Source organism: Caldicoprobacter faecalis (assembly GCF_900115765.1).
Classification (GTDB): domain Bacteria; phylum Bacillota; class Clostridia; order Caldicoprobacterales; family Caldicoprobacteraceae; genus Caldicoprobacter; species Caldicoprobacter oshimai.
Window position 1 is genome coordinate 1 of record NZ_FOXR01000001.1, and the last position, 16,641, is coordinate 16,641.

20 protein-coding genes and 1 other annotated feature are annotated in these 16,641 nt (G+C 46.3%); of the genes, 19 read left to right on the plus strand and 1 reads right to left on the minus strand.

The annotated features are described in order from the left end of the window. Positions 1-243 precede the first annotated feature (243 nt). The 14 genes from ftsH to spoVAE all read left to right on the plus strand — a co-directional run bounded on the left by ftsH (position 244) and on the right by spoVAE (position 8,687). On the plus strand, positions 244-2,022 hold the full coding sequence (gene ftsH / locus BM241_RS00005) for an ATP-dependent zinc metalloprotease FtsH (RefSeq protein WP_242948208.1): 1,779 nt from the start codon (positions 244-246) through the stop codon (positions 2,020-2,022). 83 nt (positions 2,023-2,105) lie between these two features. Then, complete coding sequence (locus BM241_RS00010; RefSeq protein WP_025746559.1) at positions 2,106-2,564, plus strand: hypothetical protein; 459 nt, start codon at positions 2,106-2,108, stop codon at positions 2,562-2,564. 120 nt (positions 2,565-2,684) lie between these two features. Then, positions 2,685-3,230, plus strand: coding sequence for a 50S ribosomal protein L25 (locus BM241_RS00015; protein ID WP_025746560.1), 546 nt, complete (start codon positions 2,685-2,687; stop codon positions 3,228-3,230). 83 nt (positions 3,231-3,313) lie between these two features. Beyond that, complete coding sequence (locus tag BM241_RS00020; RefSeq protein WP_025746561.1) at positions 3,314-3,538, plus strand: hypothetical protein; 225 nt, start codon at positions 3,314-3,316, stop codon at positions 3,536-3,538. Between the two features lie 148 nt (positions 3,539-3,686). Further along, entirely contained in the window at positions 3,687-4,037 is a 351-nt protein-coding gene (spoIIAA, locus tag BM241_RS00025) for an anti-sigma F factor antagonist (protein ID WP_092281765.1), read from the plus strand. Continuing rightward, entirely contained in the window at positions 4,037-4,486 is a 450-nt protein-coding gene (gene spoIIAB, locus BM241_RS00030) for an anti-sigma F factor (protein ID WP_025746563.1), read from the plus strand. The genes spoIIAA and spoIIAB overlap by 1 nt, the downstream gene beginning before the upstream one ends. Continuing rightward, complete coding sequence (gene sigF, locus BM241_RS00035; protein ID WP_025746564.1) at positions 4,486-5,250, plus strand: RNA polymerase sporulation sigma factor SigF; 765 nt, start codon at positions 4,486-4,488, stop codon at positions 5,248-5,250. The genes spoIIAB and sigF overlap by 1 nt, the downstream gene beginning before the upstream one ends. A 105-nt stretch (positions 5,251-5,355) precedes the next feature. Beyond that, on the plus strand, positions 5,356-5,523 hold the full coding sequence (locus tag BM241_RS12330) for a hypothetical protein (protein ID WP_156925025.1): 168 nt from the start codon (positions 5,356-5,358) through the stop codon (positions 5,521-5,523). A 27-nt stretch (positions 5,524-5,550) separates the two neighbouring features. Beyond that, on the plus strand, positions 5,551-6,174 hold the full coding sequence (locus tag BM241_RS00040) for a stage V sporulation protein AA (RefSeq protein WP_025746565.1): 624 nt from the start codon (positions 5,551-5,553) through the stop codon (positions 6,172-6,174). Then, entirely contained in the window at positions 6,171-6,596 is a 426-nt protein-coding gene (locus BM241_RS00045; protein WP_084054592.1) for a stage V sporulation protein AB, read from the plus strand. Before BM241_RS00040 ends, BM241_RS00045 begins: the two co-directional genes overlap by 4 nt. A gap of 25 nt (positions 6,597-6,621) precedes the next feature. Continuing rightward, positions 6,622-6,801 (plus strand): hypothetical protein, encoded by a 180-nt coding sequence (locus BM241_RS00050; protein WP_143094026.1) that lies wholly within the window; start codon positions 6,622-6,624, stop codon positions 6,799-6,801. Between the two features lie 47 nt (positions 6,802-6,848). Continuing rightward, positions 6,849-7,301: a stage V sporulation protein AC gene (spoVAC, locus tag BM241_RS00055; protein WP_092281768.1), complete on the plus strand. Its 453-nt coding sequence runs from the start codon at positions 6,849-6,851 to the stop codon at positions 7,299-7,301. Between the two features lie 9 nt (positions 7,302-7,310). Continuing rightward, positions 7,311-8,327 (plus strand): stage V sporulation protein AD, encoded by a 1,017-nt coding sequence (gene spoVAD, locus BM241_RS00060; RefSeq protein WP_025746567.1) that lies wholly within the window; start codon positions 7,311-7,313, stop codon positions 8,325-8,327. Between the two features lie 3 nt (positions 8,328-8,330). Next, positions 8,331-8,687 carry a stage V sporulation protein AE gene (spoVAE, locus tag BM241_RS00065; RefSeq protein WP_025746568.1) on the plus strand — a complete coding sequence of 119 codons (357 nt, stop codon included), beginning with the start codon at positions 8,331-8,333 and terminating at the stop codon, positions 8,685-8,687. A 14-nt stretch (positions 8,688-8,701) separates the two neighbouring features. Here spoVAE and BM241_RS00070 read toward each other — a convergent pair whose 3' ends face one another. Continuing rightward, entirely contained in the window at positions 8,702-11,635 is a 2,934-nt protein-coding gene (locus BM241_RS00070; protein ID WP_092281769.1) for a transglycosylase domain-containing protein, read from the minus strand. Positions 11,636-11,867: 232 nt separating this feature from the next. Between BM241_RS00070 and yunB the strand changes: the two genes are divergently transcribed. From yunB to BM241_RS00095, 5 genes are all read left to right on the plus strand, one after another. Next, a complete protein-coding gene (gene yunB, locus BM241_RS00075) occupies positions 11,868-12,530 on the plus strand; it encodes a sporulation protein YunB (protein ID WP_025746570.1) in 663 nt (220 codons plus the stop codon). A 140-nt stretch (positions 12,531-12,670) separates the two neighbouring features. Beyond that, positions 12,671-12,880: a binding site (T-box leader), on the plus strand. Positions 12,881-12,938: 58 nt separating this feature from the next. Continuing rightward, a complete protein-coding gene (locus tag BM241_RS00080; RefSeq protein ID WP_025746571.1) occupies positions 12,939-14,087 on the plus strand; it encodes a pyridoxal-phosphate-dependent aminotransferase family protein in 1,149 nt (382 codons plus the stop codon). Between the two features lie 13 nt (positions 14,088-14,100). Next, on the plus strand, positions 14,101-15,696 hold the full coding sequence (serA, locus tag BM241_RS00085; protein ID WP_092281770.1) for a phosphoglycerate dehydrogenase: 1,596 nt from the start codon (positions 14,101-14,103) through the stop codon (positions 15,694-15,696). A gap of 115 nt (positions 15,697-15,811) precedes the next feature. Further along, positions 15,812-16,396, plus strand: coding sequence for a PRC-barrel domain-containing protein (locus BM241_RS00090; RefSeq protein ID WP_092281771.1), 585 nt, complete (start codon positions 15,812-15,814; stop codon positions 16,394-16,396). A gap of 25 nt (positions 16,397-16,421) precedes the next feature. Further along, on the plus strand, positions 16,422-16,601 hold the full coding sequence (locus BM241_RS00095; protein ID WP_092281772.1) for a YtxH domain-containing protein: 180 nt from the start codon (positions 16,422-16,424) through the stop codon (positions 16,599-16,601). Positions 16,602-16,641 lie beyond the last annotated feature (40 nt).

Genomic DNA, 16,641 nt, shown 5'->3' on the forward strand with positions numbered 1-16,641 from the left:
AAATTATCTCTGTAATATTTTTTAAAACCCATAGTTGACATTTTTACTGAATAAAATTATCCTTTTTGAGGTGACATTTTCACAGACTATTGACATTACTATTCTCCAAATTTTTGAGTAAATTTAATAGGTTTTTTGAACTTGCAATGATATATATAATGATATATACTCTTATATATAAGAGGTCTGGCATTCCTACAAAGTGTACAACCTCTATATATGAGACGAACGGGGGTGAGAAGGGTGCACAGTGGGAAAAAGAGGATGTGGATACTGGCGTCCATATTGTTGCTGGCAGTCATCGGGTATTATATATACCTCTATTTTGAGCCAGATCCCCAGCGAATTTCGTACAACGAATTCATAAGGGCGGTGGATCGGGAAAAGGTAGCCAAAGTCTACCTTGATGATAGAGACCTGCTCAAGGGTGAGTTCAAGGACGGTACCGAATTTATAACCGACAATCCACGAAAAGAAGGGTTCAAGGAGGAACTGCTCAAAAAAGGTATCGCCGTGGACGAGATGGCCCGTCAATCTCAAATAAGAGATACAGGGAGTTTCCTCATCACCATGGGCGTGTTTGGAGGCTTTTTGTATTTTCTGTCGACCAAAACGGTGAAGCAGGCGCAGGGGGGTATGGGAAAGATATCATCGATCTCGGTATACCCCGAGGACGACAAGAAGGTTACTTTTGATGATGTGGCTGGAATCGATGAAGCCAGAGAGAGCATGAAGGATGTGATAGATTTTATAAGAAATCCTGAGAAGTATGCGCGGTACGGGGCAAGGTTACCGAGGGGCATCATACTCTATGGCCCACCTGGAACGGGTAAAACTTTGCTTGCAAAGGCTGTAGCCGGTGAAGCCGGGGTACCTTTTTATGCTGTGTCAGGCTCCGATTTTGTACAGGTGTATGTAGGCGTAGGTGCAGGAAGGATCCGCGACCTGTTCAGGAAAGCCAGGGAGAGTGGCAAGTGCGTGATATTCATAGATGAGATTGATGCCCTCGGCAAAAAGAGGGATAGGGGTATCGGTGGAGGAGGCAATGACGAGCGTGATCAGACTCTAAACGCTCTTTTAGCTGAGATGTCGGGCTTTAGGGATAATGAGGGTATCGTAGTAATAGGTGCCACCAATCGCCTGGATGTATTGGATCCAGCCTTGCTTCGACCAGGAAGATTTGACAGGCATATTGAAGTTGGGCTGCCCGATGTAAAAGGCCGGTATGAGATCCTGAAGCTTCACAGCAGGGGTAAGCCTCTTTCAAGCGACGTCGACCTTTATAAAGTGGCGCAGCAAACGGTATATTTCAGCGGAGCAAAGCTGGAGAACTTGATGAATGAGGCAGCTATACTGGCAGCAAAGAGGGACAGCGGGTACATCGAGCAGTCGGATATAGACAAGGCGTTTTACATTGTCATGGCTGGTCTGGAGAAGAAAGATAGAAGTACGATACACAGGTTCGACCGCGAGATTACTGCCTTCCATGAAGCAGGACATGCGCTGGTGACCAAGTTGATAGCCCCAGAACACAGCGTCTCAAGGGTTACCATAATACCCAGCACTAAAGGGATGGGGGGATTCAGCATGAACATACCACCTGATAGGATGTATTACAGGAAGAGGGATATGGAAAACAGCATAAAAATAGCCTTGGCAGGGCGAGCCGCTGAAGAGATAGTATTTGGCCAGGATAACGTCACTACCGGCGCTTCAAATGACTTAGAAAGGGCTACAGAGGTGCTGCTCGATATGGTAAGGCGCTTTGGCATGGGCAAAAGCTCAGGGCTTCTCAACTACGACGTTCTCTACAGCAACGGCATACGGCAGGGTTCAGACGAGGTGCTCAGGCAATGCAGAGAGACCATGGACCTTTTCTATGAAGAAGTAAAAGGTTTGCTCATAAGGCATAGGTATACCCTGGAGGCTATAGCGAAAGCCCTTCTGGAGAAGGAAACCCTTGATGAACACGAACTGGACCAGGTCATAAAGGAGTGTAACAAAGGTCGAGAGACGGCATAAAGTTAGAAACCATTTGACAGCCTCCTTCATATATTATATAGCAAAAAAGAATATATTTTTATAAATATGGGGGAGGCGGTACCTTGAACTACAACGATCGCTTGTGGATACCTGACTGCAGATACCCGATAGAATACCACCACAGGTACGGGTATATGGTTCCTTGGATGGAGCCCGAAGTTTATGACGGCATGGTCTATCCCGTCATGTATCCTGAGATATACTATAAAATATATCCTTATGTGTGCAGGATATGTGACGAGATGGATGACCCGTATGTTCTCTATCCCAGCCAGACCCAGGTAGAGGACATGATAAACAGGTGTTATGATCTATGCGTAAAAGAGATGCCAGAACTGGAGGAGTATGCGGGGGTTAAAATGCAGGAGAAATTGGATGCCGAAAACCTGCAGTTTGAGCGTCGACGGATGCCCATATTGAGGGATTTGATCGCCATCATACTCCTGTCTGAACTCTTCCGCAGGCGGAGAAGGTTTTTCCCTAGGAGATCTGGTTGGCACGATGGCTACGGTTATTATTAAATTTTAAACGCTTAAAGCGGCAGGAATTCCTGCTGCTTTTTTTGTTTTATATACGAATGTTTAAATATAGCTTAAATGGATATAATATGAAAAACGTCATTATGAAGAAAGGGTGATTGGGTGAACAACAGGGTATTGAAGGTGTTTCCCAGGGAAGAAGGCAAAAGCGCCAAGCAGTTGAGGCGGCAGGGATTTATACCTGCTATCTACTATGGCGGCAATCAGATGCCGCAGCAGCTTGTAGCCAGCAAGAAAGAATTGAACTCTTTGATACGGCAGCTTGGCGAATCTGCTCTTTTTGAGATAGCGATGGAAGAGGACGTAAAAACAGTAATATTAAAAGAAGTTCAAAGAGATCCAGTGACCCGGGAGGTCATTCATATAGACCTGCAGGATTTGCCGTCCAATGAAAAGGTGAACATGAGCATACCCATAAGGTTTATGGGTGCTGAAGAACTGGAAAGCAAGGGAAGGGTTTTGCAGCGTCAGGCTGAAATCATCAATGTGGAAGGCTATGCGCACTTGCTGCCGTCTCACATCGATGTATATGTTGGCGATATGGCGCCGGGGGAGGTCATAAAGGTATGCGATTTGAAAGTGGATGGCGATGTAGAGATAGTGGACCCGCTGGACAAAATCGTTGCAGTCGTGCTAATGCCCGAATAAACGTTGAAGTTATTGAATTTTATGTCTTTTTGTTGTAAACTGGTAAAGGGAAAATACATAAGGGAGAGGGTTTGGAGGAAGCTATGAAGTACGTATACGCTATTCTAACCGTTGTTGAAAACAATCCCATAATGCAAACCTATGTAAGCGACAAGCCTATGACTGGCAGGCAGCTGTTGGATGAGGTTATACTCACCGAAGAAGAGAAGAAAAAATACAAGGACTGGACCGATGCAAGAAAGATAATCGAGGATATGAACAAGACGCAGTCAATCAGGGTGGAAATACAGGAGGTAGAGGTCCCGTAACGCAAAAATCCCTTCGACAAATATCGAAGGGATTTTTGTATGTTTTTAATATAACATACAAAAATAGCCAATATTCGTTGAAGGAGAATTGAAGCGAATGAAGAATATATAAGTGTACTTATGCCTGTAAGCTGGAGGAGGGATTTTCTTGCAGATCTCGAGTCATAAAAGCAAACACACGCTTATAGTCAAATTAGAGGGAGAACTGGACCATCATACTGCCGATACGGTGCGCGAACGGTTGGATAGCATACTGGAGGACCCCAGCATAAAGCATATGGTATTTGACCTGAGCCAGCTGAAGTTCATGGATAGTTCGGGCGTCGGTGTTTTTATAGGAAGGTACAAGGTGGTTTCGCAGCGAGGCGGTACGGTATCTGTGGTCCATGTCACACCCCAGATTCATAAGGTGTTGGAGGTATCGGGTCTTTATAGGATAATAAAGAAGTACAGCAGTTTCGAGGAAGCGCTGGCTGGTATAGGGGGGTGTGATGAATAGTGGAGGTCATAAACGAAATGCGCCTGGAGTTTCCCAGCAAGTCGCAGAATGAATCCTTTGCCAGGGTTACTGTCGCTGCCTTTGCAGCCCAGCTTGACCCTACGCTGGAGGAGATTGCCGATATAAAGACCGCTGTGTCGGAGGCCGTGACCAATGCCATCATTCATGGCTACGAGAACACTATAGGTATTGTAACCATCATAGCAAAGCTTTATGAGGGAAAGATTGAGATCGAAGTCATAGACAACGGTAAAGGAATAGAGGACATAGAGAAGGCAAGGCAGCCGCTTTATACCTCAAAGCCTGAGTTGGAACGCTCTGGAATGGGATTTACCGTTATGGAAACTTTTATGGATGAAGTAGAGGTGATTTCCGCTCCTGGCCAGGGTACACGGGTCAAACTGGTAAAATACTTGAAGAGTACTGGTGGAGAGCTGAGGAGAGAATGATGGATACGTTTGAAGCCTTTGACCGCGGAAAAGGAAAGGAAACGCTTTTGCAAAATGAAATATTGGACCTGATAGTCAAAGCTCAAGATGGGGATGAGAAGGCAAAAGAGGAGCTGGTAAGAAGGAATATCGCCCTTGTGAAGAGCATTGTAAAGCGGTTTTTGAACAGAGGCTATGAATACGAGGACCTGTTTCAGATAGGGGTCATCGGGCTTATCAAGGCCATAAATAACTATGACCTTAAGTTCAATGTGCAATTTTCCACTTATGCCGTTCCCATGATAATGGGTGAGATTAAGCGCTTCCTGCGGGATGATGGCCCCATAAAGGTGAGCAGGTCGTTAAAAGAGCTGGCAAGCAAGGCACAAACCGTCAAGGAACAGCTTAAGAATAAGCTGGACCGTGAACCCACCATCAATGAGATCGCGGGCGAAATGGGCGTTTCGCCAGAAGAAATAGTCCACGCCCTGGAAGCAAACCGTATCCCTTCGTCCATATACGATATCATATATGAAGATGACGACAATCCTATATTGCTGATCGATAAAATCCATCAGGACACCAGTCAAATGGGGAAGCTGATAGACCGCATTATGCTGAAGGAAATGCTGGCAAAGCTGGACAGAAGAGAAAGGGCTATCATCATAATGCGGTATTTTCAGGATAGAACCCAGAGCGATATTGCCAACGAATTGGGCATATCCCAGGTGCAGGTTTCAAGGATTGAAAAAAAGGTGCTTTTGAAAATGAGGGAGATGCTGTAAAAATGTCCGGTTGACCGGACGTTTATTTTTTTTGGATAAAAAGGCAGGTTGAGCACATAATAAAGATAAAGTGGAATTCAAGATAATTGTTAGGAGGGATGGCGAATGAGAGCCAGGGTTAAGGGAGTGGCTGTGGCTATGGTCTCTCTCCTGCTGCTAGCAGCCGTTGCAGTTTCTATATGGCTGTTGTTCTATAAAGGCATAAAGCAGGATAAAACTTATTCTGGGGCTCGATTCGTCTATGAGGCAGTGGAGAATAGATCACGTGCTTGAGGCCAAAGAATAAAGGAAGAAGCGGCTATGGTACAGGAATATCAAAATAACGCTGCTGTTTTCTTTCAATTTAAACCAAATATCATAAAGAGGGCTGGACGGCCTGTATACCTTACAGATGTGATAGATGTCTTTTGCCCTCAGCAAGTGGAAGAGGCTATAAGGAATATCGTTATATTGCCGGCCCATCAAGACAGAAATCATGTTGTGACTGCTATTGAAGTCATAAGGCTTATCAATGAAAGCACGGGGATCTCCAACATACACGTGATTGGCGAGGGAAAAGCCCTCATAGAATACAAGGAGCAGAAGCCTTCGAATGCCTTAATTGAGTGGCTCAGGCTGGTGGCGACGGCTTTACTGCTGATGATTGGCTCAGGGCTGGCCATAATGTATTTTCATGCCGATGTTAACATGCATCAGGTGCACAGCGTCCTGCATTACATCATTACCGGGGAAAAGAGCGTGCGGCCGCTTCTTATAAGTATCCCGTATTCCATAGGTATAGGTATAGGCATAGCTGTGTTCTTTGACGTTTTTTCTATTGGCAAAAAGAAGAAAAAACCGGGGCCTCTGGAGTTGGAAGTATATACTTACGAAAAGGAGATCTCTTCCTATAAAAAGGACGAGGAGGAGAACGAGGGAGATTGAAGTGGGAATCAATGTTGCTTGAAGTGCTTATTGGTTTGGCCGGTGGATTGGTGGTGGGCGGAGGGTTATCGACGCTTTTTATAGCCCTGGGTATTGCACCCAGGCTTGTCTCTCTAAGCGGTAAAAAGAAGCATATGTTTCTCGTCAAACTGTCAATTTTGGCGGGGGCGTTTTTGTCTTCGCTGGTATATGTGATGGACCTGAGATTTTCTATAGGGAAATTTGCGCTCCCTGTTATAGCCCTATTTATGGGCATATTTGTTGGGATGCTGGCTTCGGCGCTGGCAGAGGTACTGGACGTTCTATATATAGTTGCAAGCTATGCCGGGATAATAAAATTTATATATATTCTGGTTTTTGCCATAATAATAGGCAAAATAGCGGGTTCGCTTATTTACTGGCTGTTACCTGGATTTTACTGAAACAGGTAAAATGGATAAATACAGCATGGATGTTATAAAGTTCGAGGGTGTGAAAGAGATGAAGTATTATCATCAAATAAAGAGATTGGGACCGGAAATGAAAAATATTGAAGAGAAAGAGGAAAGGCACGACCTGATAAGGAAGCTGTCGAACGACAGGGATGCGAAAAACAAAAAGTATAATTCAACGCTGACGGTGGAATAAATTAAATTAGCGGCCTGAAAAAACAGGTGGAAAGGGGGTTTGAAAAAGTGGACGTCAAACAGCAAAAGCTAAACAAGGAGTACCAGATATATGTGCAACGGAAGATGCCCAAGTCAAACCTTTTGAGGGATTGCATATTGGCGTTTTTGGTAGGAGGAATCATATGTACTATAGGCCAGGCTGTAAACAATTTGGGGAAGAGCTATTTCAATTTGAAAACTGAAGAGGCCTCAGCTTTTACTGCAATAGTGATGATCTTTATAGGAGCGCTGCTGACGGGACTGGGAGTCTATGACGATATAGGAAAGTATGGGGGAGCAGGGTCGGTGGTACCCATTACAGGGTTTGCCAACTCAATAGTATCCCCCGCTATGGAATTCAAAAAGGAAGGATACGTGTTTGGAGTTGGATCCAAGCTGTTTTCCATAGCGGGCCCTGTGTTGGTGTATGGCATCAGCGCATCAGTACTAGTTGGATTGATATACTTCTTTTTAAAGTGAGGGAGTTGTATGGCAAAGCATCGATTGGGTGGTCAAACCGTAAAGCTTGAAAATCCTCCTTGTATCCTTTCCAGGGCTACCATAGTAGGGAAAAAAGAGGGACAGGGACCCCTGGGTGAGTATTTCGATGTGGTCCTGGAGGACGATCTATGGGGCGAAAAAACCTGGGAAAAGGCAGAATGCCGCATGTATCAGGAAGCGGCCAAAATGGCAATTACCAGAGCTGGAAAGCAGCCACAGGACATAAATTACTTATTTGGTGGAGATCTGCTCAATCAAATAATAACGGCAAACTTTGCGGCCAGAACTTTAGGAATACCATTTTTCGGGCTGTATGGAGCCTGTTCGACTCTTACTGAGTCCATGTCGTTGGGAGCCATGCTCATCAGCGCGGGATACGCTGACCTTGTGTTGTGCGTGACTTCCAGCCATTTCTGCACCGCTGAAAGGCAGTATCGATTCCCGCTGGAGATGGGAACCCAGCGTCCACCCACTGCACAGTGGACTGTGACAGGGGCGGGTGCCTTTTTGCTGTCCAACGATATGAAACCCCCTTATATCACCCATATAACCACCGGCAAAGTTATAGATTATGGCATAACCGATACCAATAACATGGGGGCCGCGATGGCTCCAGCAGCGGCAGCCACTATAAAAGCGCACTTCGAAGATACCCAACAGGGGCCCGATGCATATGACCTAATCGTAACGGGTGACCTGGGCTGGTTTGGACGGGAGCTGACTATTGACCTTTTAAAGAAAGAGGGCTATGACATAAGCGATCGATTTATCGATTGCGGCTGCGAGATATACAGCAAGGATCAGGATGTGCATGCGGGAGGCAGTGGTTGTGGATGCTCTGCGGTGGTCTTTGGCGCTTATATTCTGAGGAAAATGGAAGAAGGCGTATACAAGCGGATTTTGCTCTTGTCAACAGGTGCTCTTCTCAGCACCACCAGTTGCCAGCAGGGTGAATCCATACCCGGCATTGCACACGCCATAACCATCGATATGGATAGGGGATGAAAGATGGAGTATTTGAAGGCTTTTCTAGTTGGCGGTTTAATATGCGTCATCGGACAGATACTCATCGATAAGACCAGATTGACGCCGGCAAGGATCCTGGTCTGCTTCGTAACGGCAGGCGTCATACTAACGGCTATAGGTGTGTATGAGCCCATCGTGAAATTTGGCGGAGCAGGAGCAACCGTTCCGCTCCCCGGATTTGGCTATGCTCTCGCTAAAGGGGCTATGAAAGGAGTAGACGAGATGGGAGCGCTGGGCGCTTTTGTAGGAGGAGTGAGGGCGGCTGCTGGAGGAATTACTGCGGCAGTGGTATTCGGCTATCTGGCGGCTGTGTTGTTCAATCCGAGGATGAAGAGATAGCAAAGAGGGGCACTTCAATCCTGTGCCCCTTTTTTATTGTTTGGTCCGCGCTTGTTCCTGTTGTTGTCGGTGTTGTGGCTGGGAAAGTTGTTTTGTGGGAAGGGCATTTGCTGGTTTTGGTTTGCGTTTTCCTCTTGAATCTGGTTTTCCTCTTGAATCTGTCTATCTATTGAATCGAAGATCGTCCTCGAAAGCTCGATCAGGTAAGCCATATTCTGTTCTATCGGCTTTGGGTCAAACAGCGGCAGCTGCGTCAGCGGTTTTTCACCTTCTGCCGGAGGTTCAACCGGTGTCTGATTAAGGCTCTTGAGCAATGCTTCAATGGCCTTTTCCAAGGCATTACGCGCCTCATCGTTCAACCTGTCTTTGTACCTTGGATCAGATATTTTGGACCGCACAGAATTTATGAGGTCTTGGGCTCGCTTGTACAGGTCTTCTCTTACTTGCTGAGAATTGTACCATTCCTGTGTATGCAGCGGGCAGAAATATTGCCTGTCTTCGGGATTGTTGTAATCAAGTGCTGAAAAGTCCGTCATATCCCTGAATGCACCAGGCAAATATTTTTGTAGCTGTTCATTGCTCAACTGCCTGAGAGGCGAGTCTTTCGGCAGTACGATGACTGATTTTTTGACCACATGTTCCCTTGGACAGTACGGAGAGGCGAGTTTATTCGAATATTTGCATATCTCAACCTCCTGATGCACATCGCACTTCTCTTTTGGAACTGCCTCTACAGGAAACCACTCGGTTATAAGTTTACGTCCACTTGCATCGTTTTCGCACAGTGTGCCATTGGGCAGCTTGCCCGATACTCCGCAGACCGTGACGCGCACTACCCCTTCCGGTGGTTTATCATAAAATGGTTTGTTTTCCAGATCCTTGTGGATAGGCTCCATCACCGCTTTCCATAGAGGAGCGGCAAATCTGCCTCCCTGGGCATCATCTTTTAAGGGTTTGTAATCGTCGTGTCCGATCCATACGGTCGCGGTATAGTATGGGGTAAATCCGGCAAAATATACTCCCATAAAATTATTTAATGTACCTGTTTTGCCAGCAATGTGCATCGGCTTGGAAAACTTGGCTCTAGTGCCGGTGCCGCTGTTTACTACCGTCTCCATCCAGTCCGTCAGGATAAAAGCGGTGCTCTCCTTAAATACTGCTCTTTTTACCTGTATGTTGTCTTTATTCAGGATCTCATTTCCGTCTCTGTCTAGAACCTTTGTAAATGATACAGGAGTTTGATATATTCCTCTATTGGCTATGGCGGCATATGCTGCTGCCATTTCAACCATGTTTATGCCATCCTGCCCGAGTGCGAGGTCGGTCACTATTTTTTCTTTTACATACAGAGGACTGGTTATACCCAATTCCAGCAGTTTTTCAGCTGAATAATCAGGACCTACGCGTTCCTGCACTATTCTGGCGGCTGCTACGTTTATGGAGTTTTTTATAGCTGTACGCACGTCCACAAGCCCTTTAAATCTGCCGTCGTAATTGCGTGGATAACCCCTGCCATTCCACTCGCCTTCCAATCCTTTTATGGGGACAGGAACGTCCTCCAGTATGATTCCCCCGGGATATCCGGCTTCGATAAAAGGCCCATATACAGACAAAGGTTTTATTGCTGAACCCACAGCCAATGCCTGTGTGACACGGTTGGTCCAGAAACGGCCTTGAGGGGGAGTCCGCCCGCCCACAATGGCACGTATCTCGCCTGTGGTGTGGTCTATGACAATAGCCGCTGCCTGAGGCTGCGGTATCTCGTGTCCTTGGGGATCCGTATAAACTCTATCTTTAGAATTGGCCAGAGGAGGAAGATTTTTGTAGTTATACACCGCTTCCTCGGCAATTTTTTGGATTTCAGGGTCAACTGTGGTGTATATCCTGAGTCCGCCTTCCTGGATCAGTTTCATAGCCTTCTGGCGGCCCTCGTCGCCAGTCCAACCGAAATGTTCCATCAGCCTGTCCCGCACATCCAATATCACATATTCCACAAAATGCGGCATGGGATAGAGGGAGTCGCGATTGGACTTTTCTATAACTTTAAAGCCCTGTTCTTCAGGGGTCTTGTTTGGGTCAAGCTTGGCTTCCTCGTATTGCTCCTTGGTGATAAAGCCGTTTTCGTACATGAGGCGCAGCACTAAATTGGTGCGGTTGTAGGTTATCTCGGGCTTTCTATTGGGGTCATACAGATTTTTCCTGGGGTCATAATAATATGGGTTCCTAAGTATTCCCGCTAGAACGGCGCACTCCCTCAACGTCAAGTCTTTAAGTTCCTTCCCAAAATAATCCTGTGCTGCTGTCTTTACCCCGTAGTTTCCGCTACCGAAATAGCTAGTATTGAGGTAAGCCTCAAGTATCTGTTGCTTGGTGTATTTCTGTTCCAGCTGAATGGCCAGGTAAGCCTCCTGGATCTTGCGTTTGTAGGAGCGTTCTGGCGTCAGCAGGGTGTTCTTTATGAGCTGCTGGGTGATGGTGCTGGCACCCTGTATCGATTCATTGCGGAGGTTGTTTATGATGGCACCTACAAGGCGTTTGAAGTCAATGCCGCGATGCGAGTAGAAGCGCACGTCCTCAACGGCGATGACGGCATCCTGGAGCATCTTTGGGATTTCGTCCAGCGATGCCCACACGCGGTTCTCAAGGCCGTAGTAGGGCGTGATCAGGTTGCCGTATCTGTCGTATATGAATGAGGTTTCGCTTTGGTTTTCAATGCGTTCCAGGTCAAGAGCTGGAGTGGCATCAAGGTATCCTTTTGCTATGCCCAAGAGCGCGCCAAATCCTGCAAAGCCTAAAAGTATAAACAGCACCACAAACATCTTTAAAGTTGTTACAAACACCGACAATATGAAATTGGGCGGATTGGTCCTCTCTTGGAAATATCCTTTTATTTTATGAATGCCCTTTTTTGGCTTCCTGTTTTCCTTATTGATGTTTTCTCTCTTCATGTCAACCTCCAATACAAGGCAATGTATTTATGCGGCCCGGCTTTTTATATATTATAGCATAATTTTTCTTAAAATCCTATTAAAATTCTATGTATGCATTTCTAACGCTTTATTACCGGCCTTTTTATTAGCTGTTGTGATTTTAGCGTATCGAAAAAATCCAACATACACATAGATTTGAGTAACAATTTATTAATACAATTCATAAACTGTAGGGGAGGTGTGTACCTTCATGAGGCGCAGAAGAGGGACATATAAAATTTTCATTATTATGTTTACACTGCTGGCAGCGTTATTGATCACATTTTTAATCATAGATAGAGGGATAAAGCCTACGGTTATAGCTATGTCGGAAGCCCAGGTAAGATATATAGCCATCAAGGCCATGAACAACGCGGTTAAGAAGGTGTTGAACACTGATATAAAGTATACCGACCTCATAAATGTGATGACCGATAGAAACGGCAAGATATCGTTGATACAGGCCAACACCATCAGGATGAATGCCTTGGCTAGCGAAACATCAAGCGTTGCACAAGAGGAGATTCGCTCAATGGGGGCGGAGGGTATATACATACCTCTTGGCTCGATATTCAACAGCAAAATTCTGGCCGGCTTAGGTCCAAGGATCAAAGTCACCATCATACCCATAGGGTCGGTGGCCATAGACTTTGCTACAGAGTTTGAAAATGCGGGAATAAATCAGACGCGCCACAAGATTTATATGGAGATGGAGGCCAACGTCCGCATAGTCGTTCCGCTGGGCAGCGATACGGCCAGCGTAAAGACAAGAATTCCCATTACCGAAACCATTATCGTGGGAGATGTGCCCGATTACTATATAAACGTAGATGGACAAAAGGAAGATATTATGAACTTGGTGCCGGGGCCATAAATAATTGTAACTTCTTATTTTAAAATTTATGCGAACATCTGGTGAGTGTAAAGTTTATGCTTGTTTGAAGGAATTTATGGTTAAAAGTAATTGACATATCATAGAGTTTGTTGTAAAATTAACAATAAAATTTAAATAGAGCAAAGACGATGAAGAGGAGTAGTAGATAGGGAGTTAGCCTATCCAGAGAGGTAGCGGTTGGTGCGAGCTGCCAAGGCGGCCCTATTGAATCCACCTCGGAGTTGGTTGGGAAATAACCAATACCGGCGAAAACCGTTATCTGCAAATGAGGCCCGGATGTTCCCGGGTAAAACAAGGTGGCACCACGTGAAGATATTCCCGTCCTTGGCTTGCAAGGACGGGTTTTTAAATTTTTATAAAGTTTTGAAATGAGGAGGTAATGTCAAGATGAGAAAAGACAAGTTACTCATGACTCCCGGGCCTACCATGATTCCGCATAAGGTCAGAGAGACCATGGCAAGGCAGATTATTCACCACCGTACAAAGGAGTTTGAGCGTTACTTTGTCAAGATGAACGAGGGGCTCAAAAAAGTGTTTCAGACCCAAAATCCCGTGCTCACACTGGTATCGTCTGGGACCGGCGGTATGGAAGCTGCGGTAGCCAATGCATTTTCCCCTGGGGATAAGGTATTGGTAGTCAGCACAGGGGTGTTTGGCGATCGATTTGTCAAGATAACCACCCGCTTCGGGTTGGACGTGAAAGTAATAAATGTTCCATGGGGATGCGGAGCTGATCCGGAAGAGATAAAAAAATTCCTGGACAGCCCAGAAGGCGACGGCGTAAAGGGCGTTTTTGTGACCCACAACGAGACGTCTACCGGTGTGGCAAACGATATCAAGGGCATTGGAGAGGTACTCAAAGGCCGTGATTGCCTGTATATCGTGGATGCCATAAGCTCTTTGGGCGGGATGGAGGTCAAGACCGATGAGTGGGGAATCGACATGGTGATTGCCGGTTCGCAAAAAGCCCTGATGTTACCTCCTGGATTGGCGTTTGTAAGCGTGAGCGAGAAGGCATGGAAGGCCATTGAAAAATCGAAATTGCCCAAATTCTATTTTGACTTCCTGGCCTATAGAAAGTCGTTGAACGACAATACTACCCCTTATACCACTGCAGTGTCGCTGGTCATTGCGGCTAGTGAGGCGCTGGACATGATACTGGAGGAAGGGCTGGAGAACATCTTCGCACGGCATAGGAATCTGGCTGAGGCCTGCCGGGCTGCAGTTAAGGCTTTAGGACTGGAGCTGTTTGCCGATGAGAGGTACGCTTCTGACCTCATCACATCCATCAAGGCTCCCGAAGGTATAGATATAGACCAGGTAAGGAAGATCATGAATCTGCAGTACGACATAATGGTGACGGGTGGACAGCAGCACCTTAAAGGGAAGATCATGCGCATCGGCCACATGGGCTATGTGGATGGGTTTGACCTTTTGAAAACCATTACCGCTTTAGAATTGTCATTGCTCAAGGTAGGCTATAAGCTGGAGCTGGGCACTGGCGTGACGGCTGCCCTTAAGACACTGAAGATGTGAGGAGGTGGTTTCTATGAAGATACTGGTAACCGAAAAGATAGCAAAATGCGGCATTGAGCTTTTGCGAAAGGATTTTGAAGTTGATGAGCGCACAGACCTTACTCCCGAAGCCCTCCTTGAGTGCATAGGGGAGTATGATGCACTTATTGTGAGGAGCGCTACAAAGGTAACCGCCGAGGTCATAGAAAAAGGGGTTAACCTCAAGGTGATCGGCCGTGCCGGTACCGGTGTAGACAATATAGACGTTGAAACGGCCACGCGAAAGGGAATCATAGTTGTAAACACTCCAGAGAGCAACAACATATCCACCGCCGAGCATACCATCGCCTTGATGCTGGCTTTAGCGCGGAACATCCCCCAGGCATACACCGCTTTAAAGAGCGGTAAGTGGATCCGCAGCAAGTTCAAGGGAGTAGAGCTTTATAACAAGACGGTTGTGATACTAGGCCTTGGCAGGATCGGTTCCAACGTGGCGACCCGGCTGAAAGCCCTGGGCATGAACGTTATGGGTTATGACCCCTATATAACCGATGAGAGGTTTGAGAAGTTGGGCGTTAAGCGGTTGAACTCCATCGAGGAAGTCATGAGAGTGGCCGATTTTATAACCATACACCTTCCCAAGACCGACGAGACGGTAGGCATGATCGGCGAGAAAGAGCTGGCTATGGCAAAGCCCAACTTGAGGATCATCAACTGCGCCCGCGGCGGGCTGGTGGACGAAGAGGTCCTGTACAACGCATTGAAGAGCGGCAGGATCGCCGGCGCGGCCATTGACGTGTTTGAGAAGGAACCCAAGGAGGTGCCCGGCGGCGCCGATTTCTCCCACAAGCTATTGGAGCTTGAAAACGTGATATTTACGCCACATCTTGGAGCTTCCACCGAGGAAGCACAGGAAAACGTAGGATTGGAGATCGCAAAGCAGGTATCCGAAGCGCTAAAAGGCAACATCGTCAATGCCGTAAACCTGCACGGGCTCCACGTTCGCAATATACACGCCCTGTCGCCTTTCCTGAAGCTGGCTGAAATCATGGGCAGGCTGTACTACCGTGCAGAGAAACTCCCGGTACAAAAGGTCGAAATCATATACAGCGGTGATATAGCAAAGCAGGAGACCAAGATAATAACGCTTTCCTACCTTTCGGGGTTGCTGGAGCCCGTTATAGAGGAGCGAATCAACTTTGTCAACGTGGAAATGCTGATAAAGGACAGAGGCATCGAGGTGATCGAGAGCATCAGGAGCGAGGTAGACCATTACACCAATTTGATAACAGTAAAGGTTACCAACAGCAAGAAGCAGGTTACCTTTGCCGGTACCGTATTTGGAAAGGATGAGATAAGGATAGTCAATTTCGGTGGATACGAGGTGGATTTCGAACCCACTCCGTATATGCTGGTTATACAGAATTACGACAGGCCGGGGGTTATAGGCAAGATAGGCACCATACTTGGCAATGAGAACGTCAACATCGAGACCATGAGGGTCAGCCAGAACCGCAAAGAAGGCAGGGCTTTAATGGTGCTCAACGTGGACCAGGAAGTCAGCCCTCAAGCTTTGAAGCAAATTGAGATGCTGGATAACGTTTTGAGGGTAAGCTTCATAAAGTTATAATTTAATGATTGCATAAATGCCGGCTCAATGCCGGCTTATTTTTTTACCAAAAATTATAATTATCGCCCGTGTCATCTTTTTTTAAACATTGAGGGATAATAAGAATGCATAGCAAATGAAAAATGGGGTTGATGCCAATGGGGATGCTTGGAAAATGCTGCGCGGAATGAAAAGAGGGTCGCTTTTGGGCTTACCCGTCATATCTGCAAGGACGGGTAAAAAGATGGGGGTGGTGGCAGATATAATATTTAAACCCGGGCATCAAAAGATAAAAGGGTTAGTGATATCAAGTGAGGGGTTGGTTGAAAGGAAAAAGCATGTTCCTCTTGAATGGGTGCGAACCATAGGCAGGCACGCTGTTATCGTAGATGAGCCCCTGCAAAACGATAGCTGGACCCAAGGTTTGTCAATGGGGGGAAACGAAGAGTATGGCAAGAGGATTCTAGGCCGTCAGCTTTTAAGGGGTGACGGGCAGGAATTAGGGCTTATCAGCGATATAATACTCGACCCAAACGATGGCAGCATAGAAGGGTTTGAAATATCCAGGGGCGTTATCGACGACCTCTTGGAAGGGCGGTATATCCTGCCGTATGACGCATCCAACAGCATAAGCGAAGATGCGGTGATTGTATCAATGGAACAGACTCAACAGATAAAGGCATACAACAGAGGAATTAAGACTTTGCTTGACCTCAAATAAATCACGAGAAAGGAGTGGGATACTGGTGAACAAGTATTTAAGGGGTTTTATAGCCGGAAGCATGGTGGGCATTGCAGCAAGCATGCTTTTCATGCCGGGTAAAGACAACGAGATGAGGCGAAAATTTTGGAATGGCAAGAATATTATGGACAATGCTTCTCAGATAATGGCGAACATGTTGTCTGAAATGAAGGAAAAGAGATAATCAATAGGCCCGGAAACGGGCCTATTTTAAATATTTAAAA

Excerpts from the sequence above, each read along its gene's own strand:
- sigF (WP_025746564.1), top strand. The coding sequence starts at position 4,486 with ATGGATACGTTTGAAGCCTTTGACCGCGGAAAAGGAAAGGAAACGCTT.
- BM241_RS12330 (WP_156925025.1), top strand. The coding sequence starts at position 5,356 with ATGAGAGCCAGGGTTAAGGGAGTGGCTGTGGCTATGGTCTCTCTCCTG.
- BM241_RS00080 (WP_025746571.1), top strand. The coding sequence starts at position 12,939 with ATGAGAAAAGACAAGTTACTCATGACTCCCGGGCCTACCATGATTCCG.
- yunB (WP_025746570.1), top strand. The coding sequence starts at position 11,868 with ATGAGGCGCAGAAGAGGGACATATAAAATTTTCATTATTATGTTTACA.
- spoVAD (WP_025746567.1), top strand. The coding sequence starts at position 7,311 with ATGGCAAAGCATCGATTGGGTGGTCAAACCGTAAAGCTTGAAAATCCT.
- BM241_RS00050 (WP_143094026.1), top strand. The coding sequence starts at position 6,622 with ATGGATGTTATAAAGTTCGAGGGTGTGAAAGAGATGAAGTATTATCAT.
- BM241_RS00070 (WP_092281769.1), bottom strand. The coding sequence starts at position 11,635 with ATGAAGAGAGAAAACATCAATAAGGAAAACAGGAAGCCAAAAAAGGGC.
- spoVAE (WP_025746568.1), top strand. The coding sequence starts at position 8,331 with ATGGAGTATTTGAAGGCTTTTCTAGTTGGCGGTTTAATATGCGTCATC.
- BM241_RS00020 (WP_025746561.1), top strand. The coding sequence starts at position 3,314 with ATGAAGTACGTATACGCTATTCTAACCGTTGTTGAAAACAATCCCATA.
- serA (WP_092281770.1), top strand. The coding sequence starts at position 14,101 with ATGAAGATACTGGTAACCGAAAAGATAGCAAAATGCGGCATTGAGCTT.
- BM241_RS00090 (WP_092281771.1), top strand. The coding sequence starts at position 15,812 with ATGAAAAATGGGGTTGATGCCAATGGGGATGCTTGGAAAATGCTGCGC.
- BM241_RS00040 (WP_025746565.1), top strand. The coding sequence starts at position 5,551 with ATGGTACAGGAATATCAAAATAACGCTGCTGTTTTCTTTCAATTTAAA.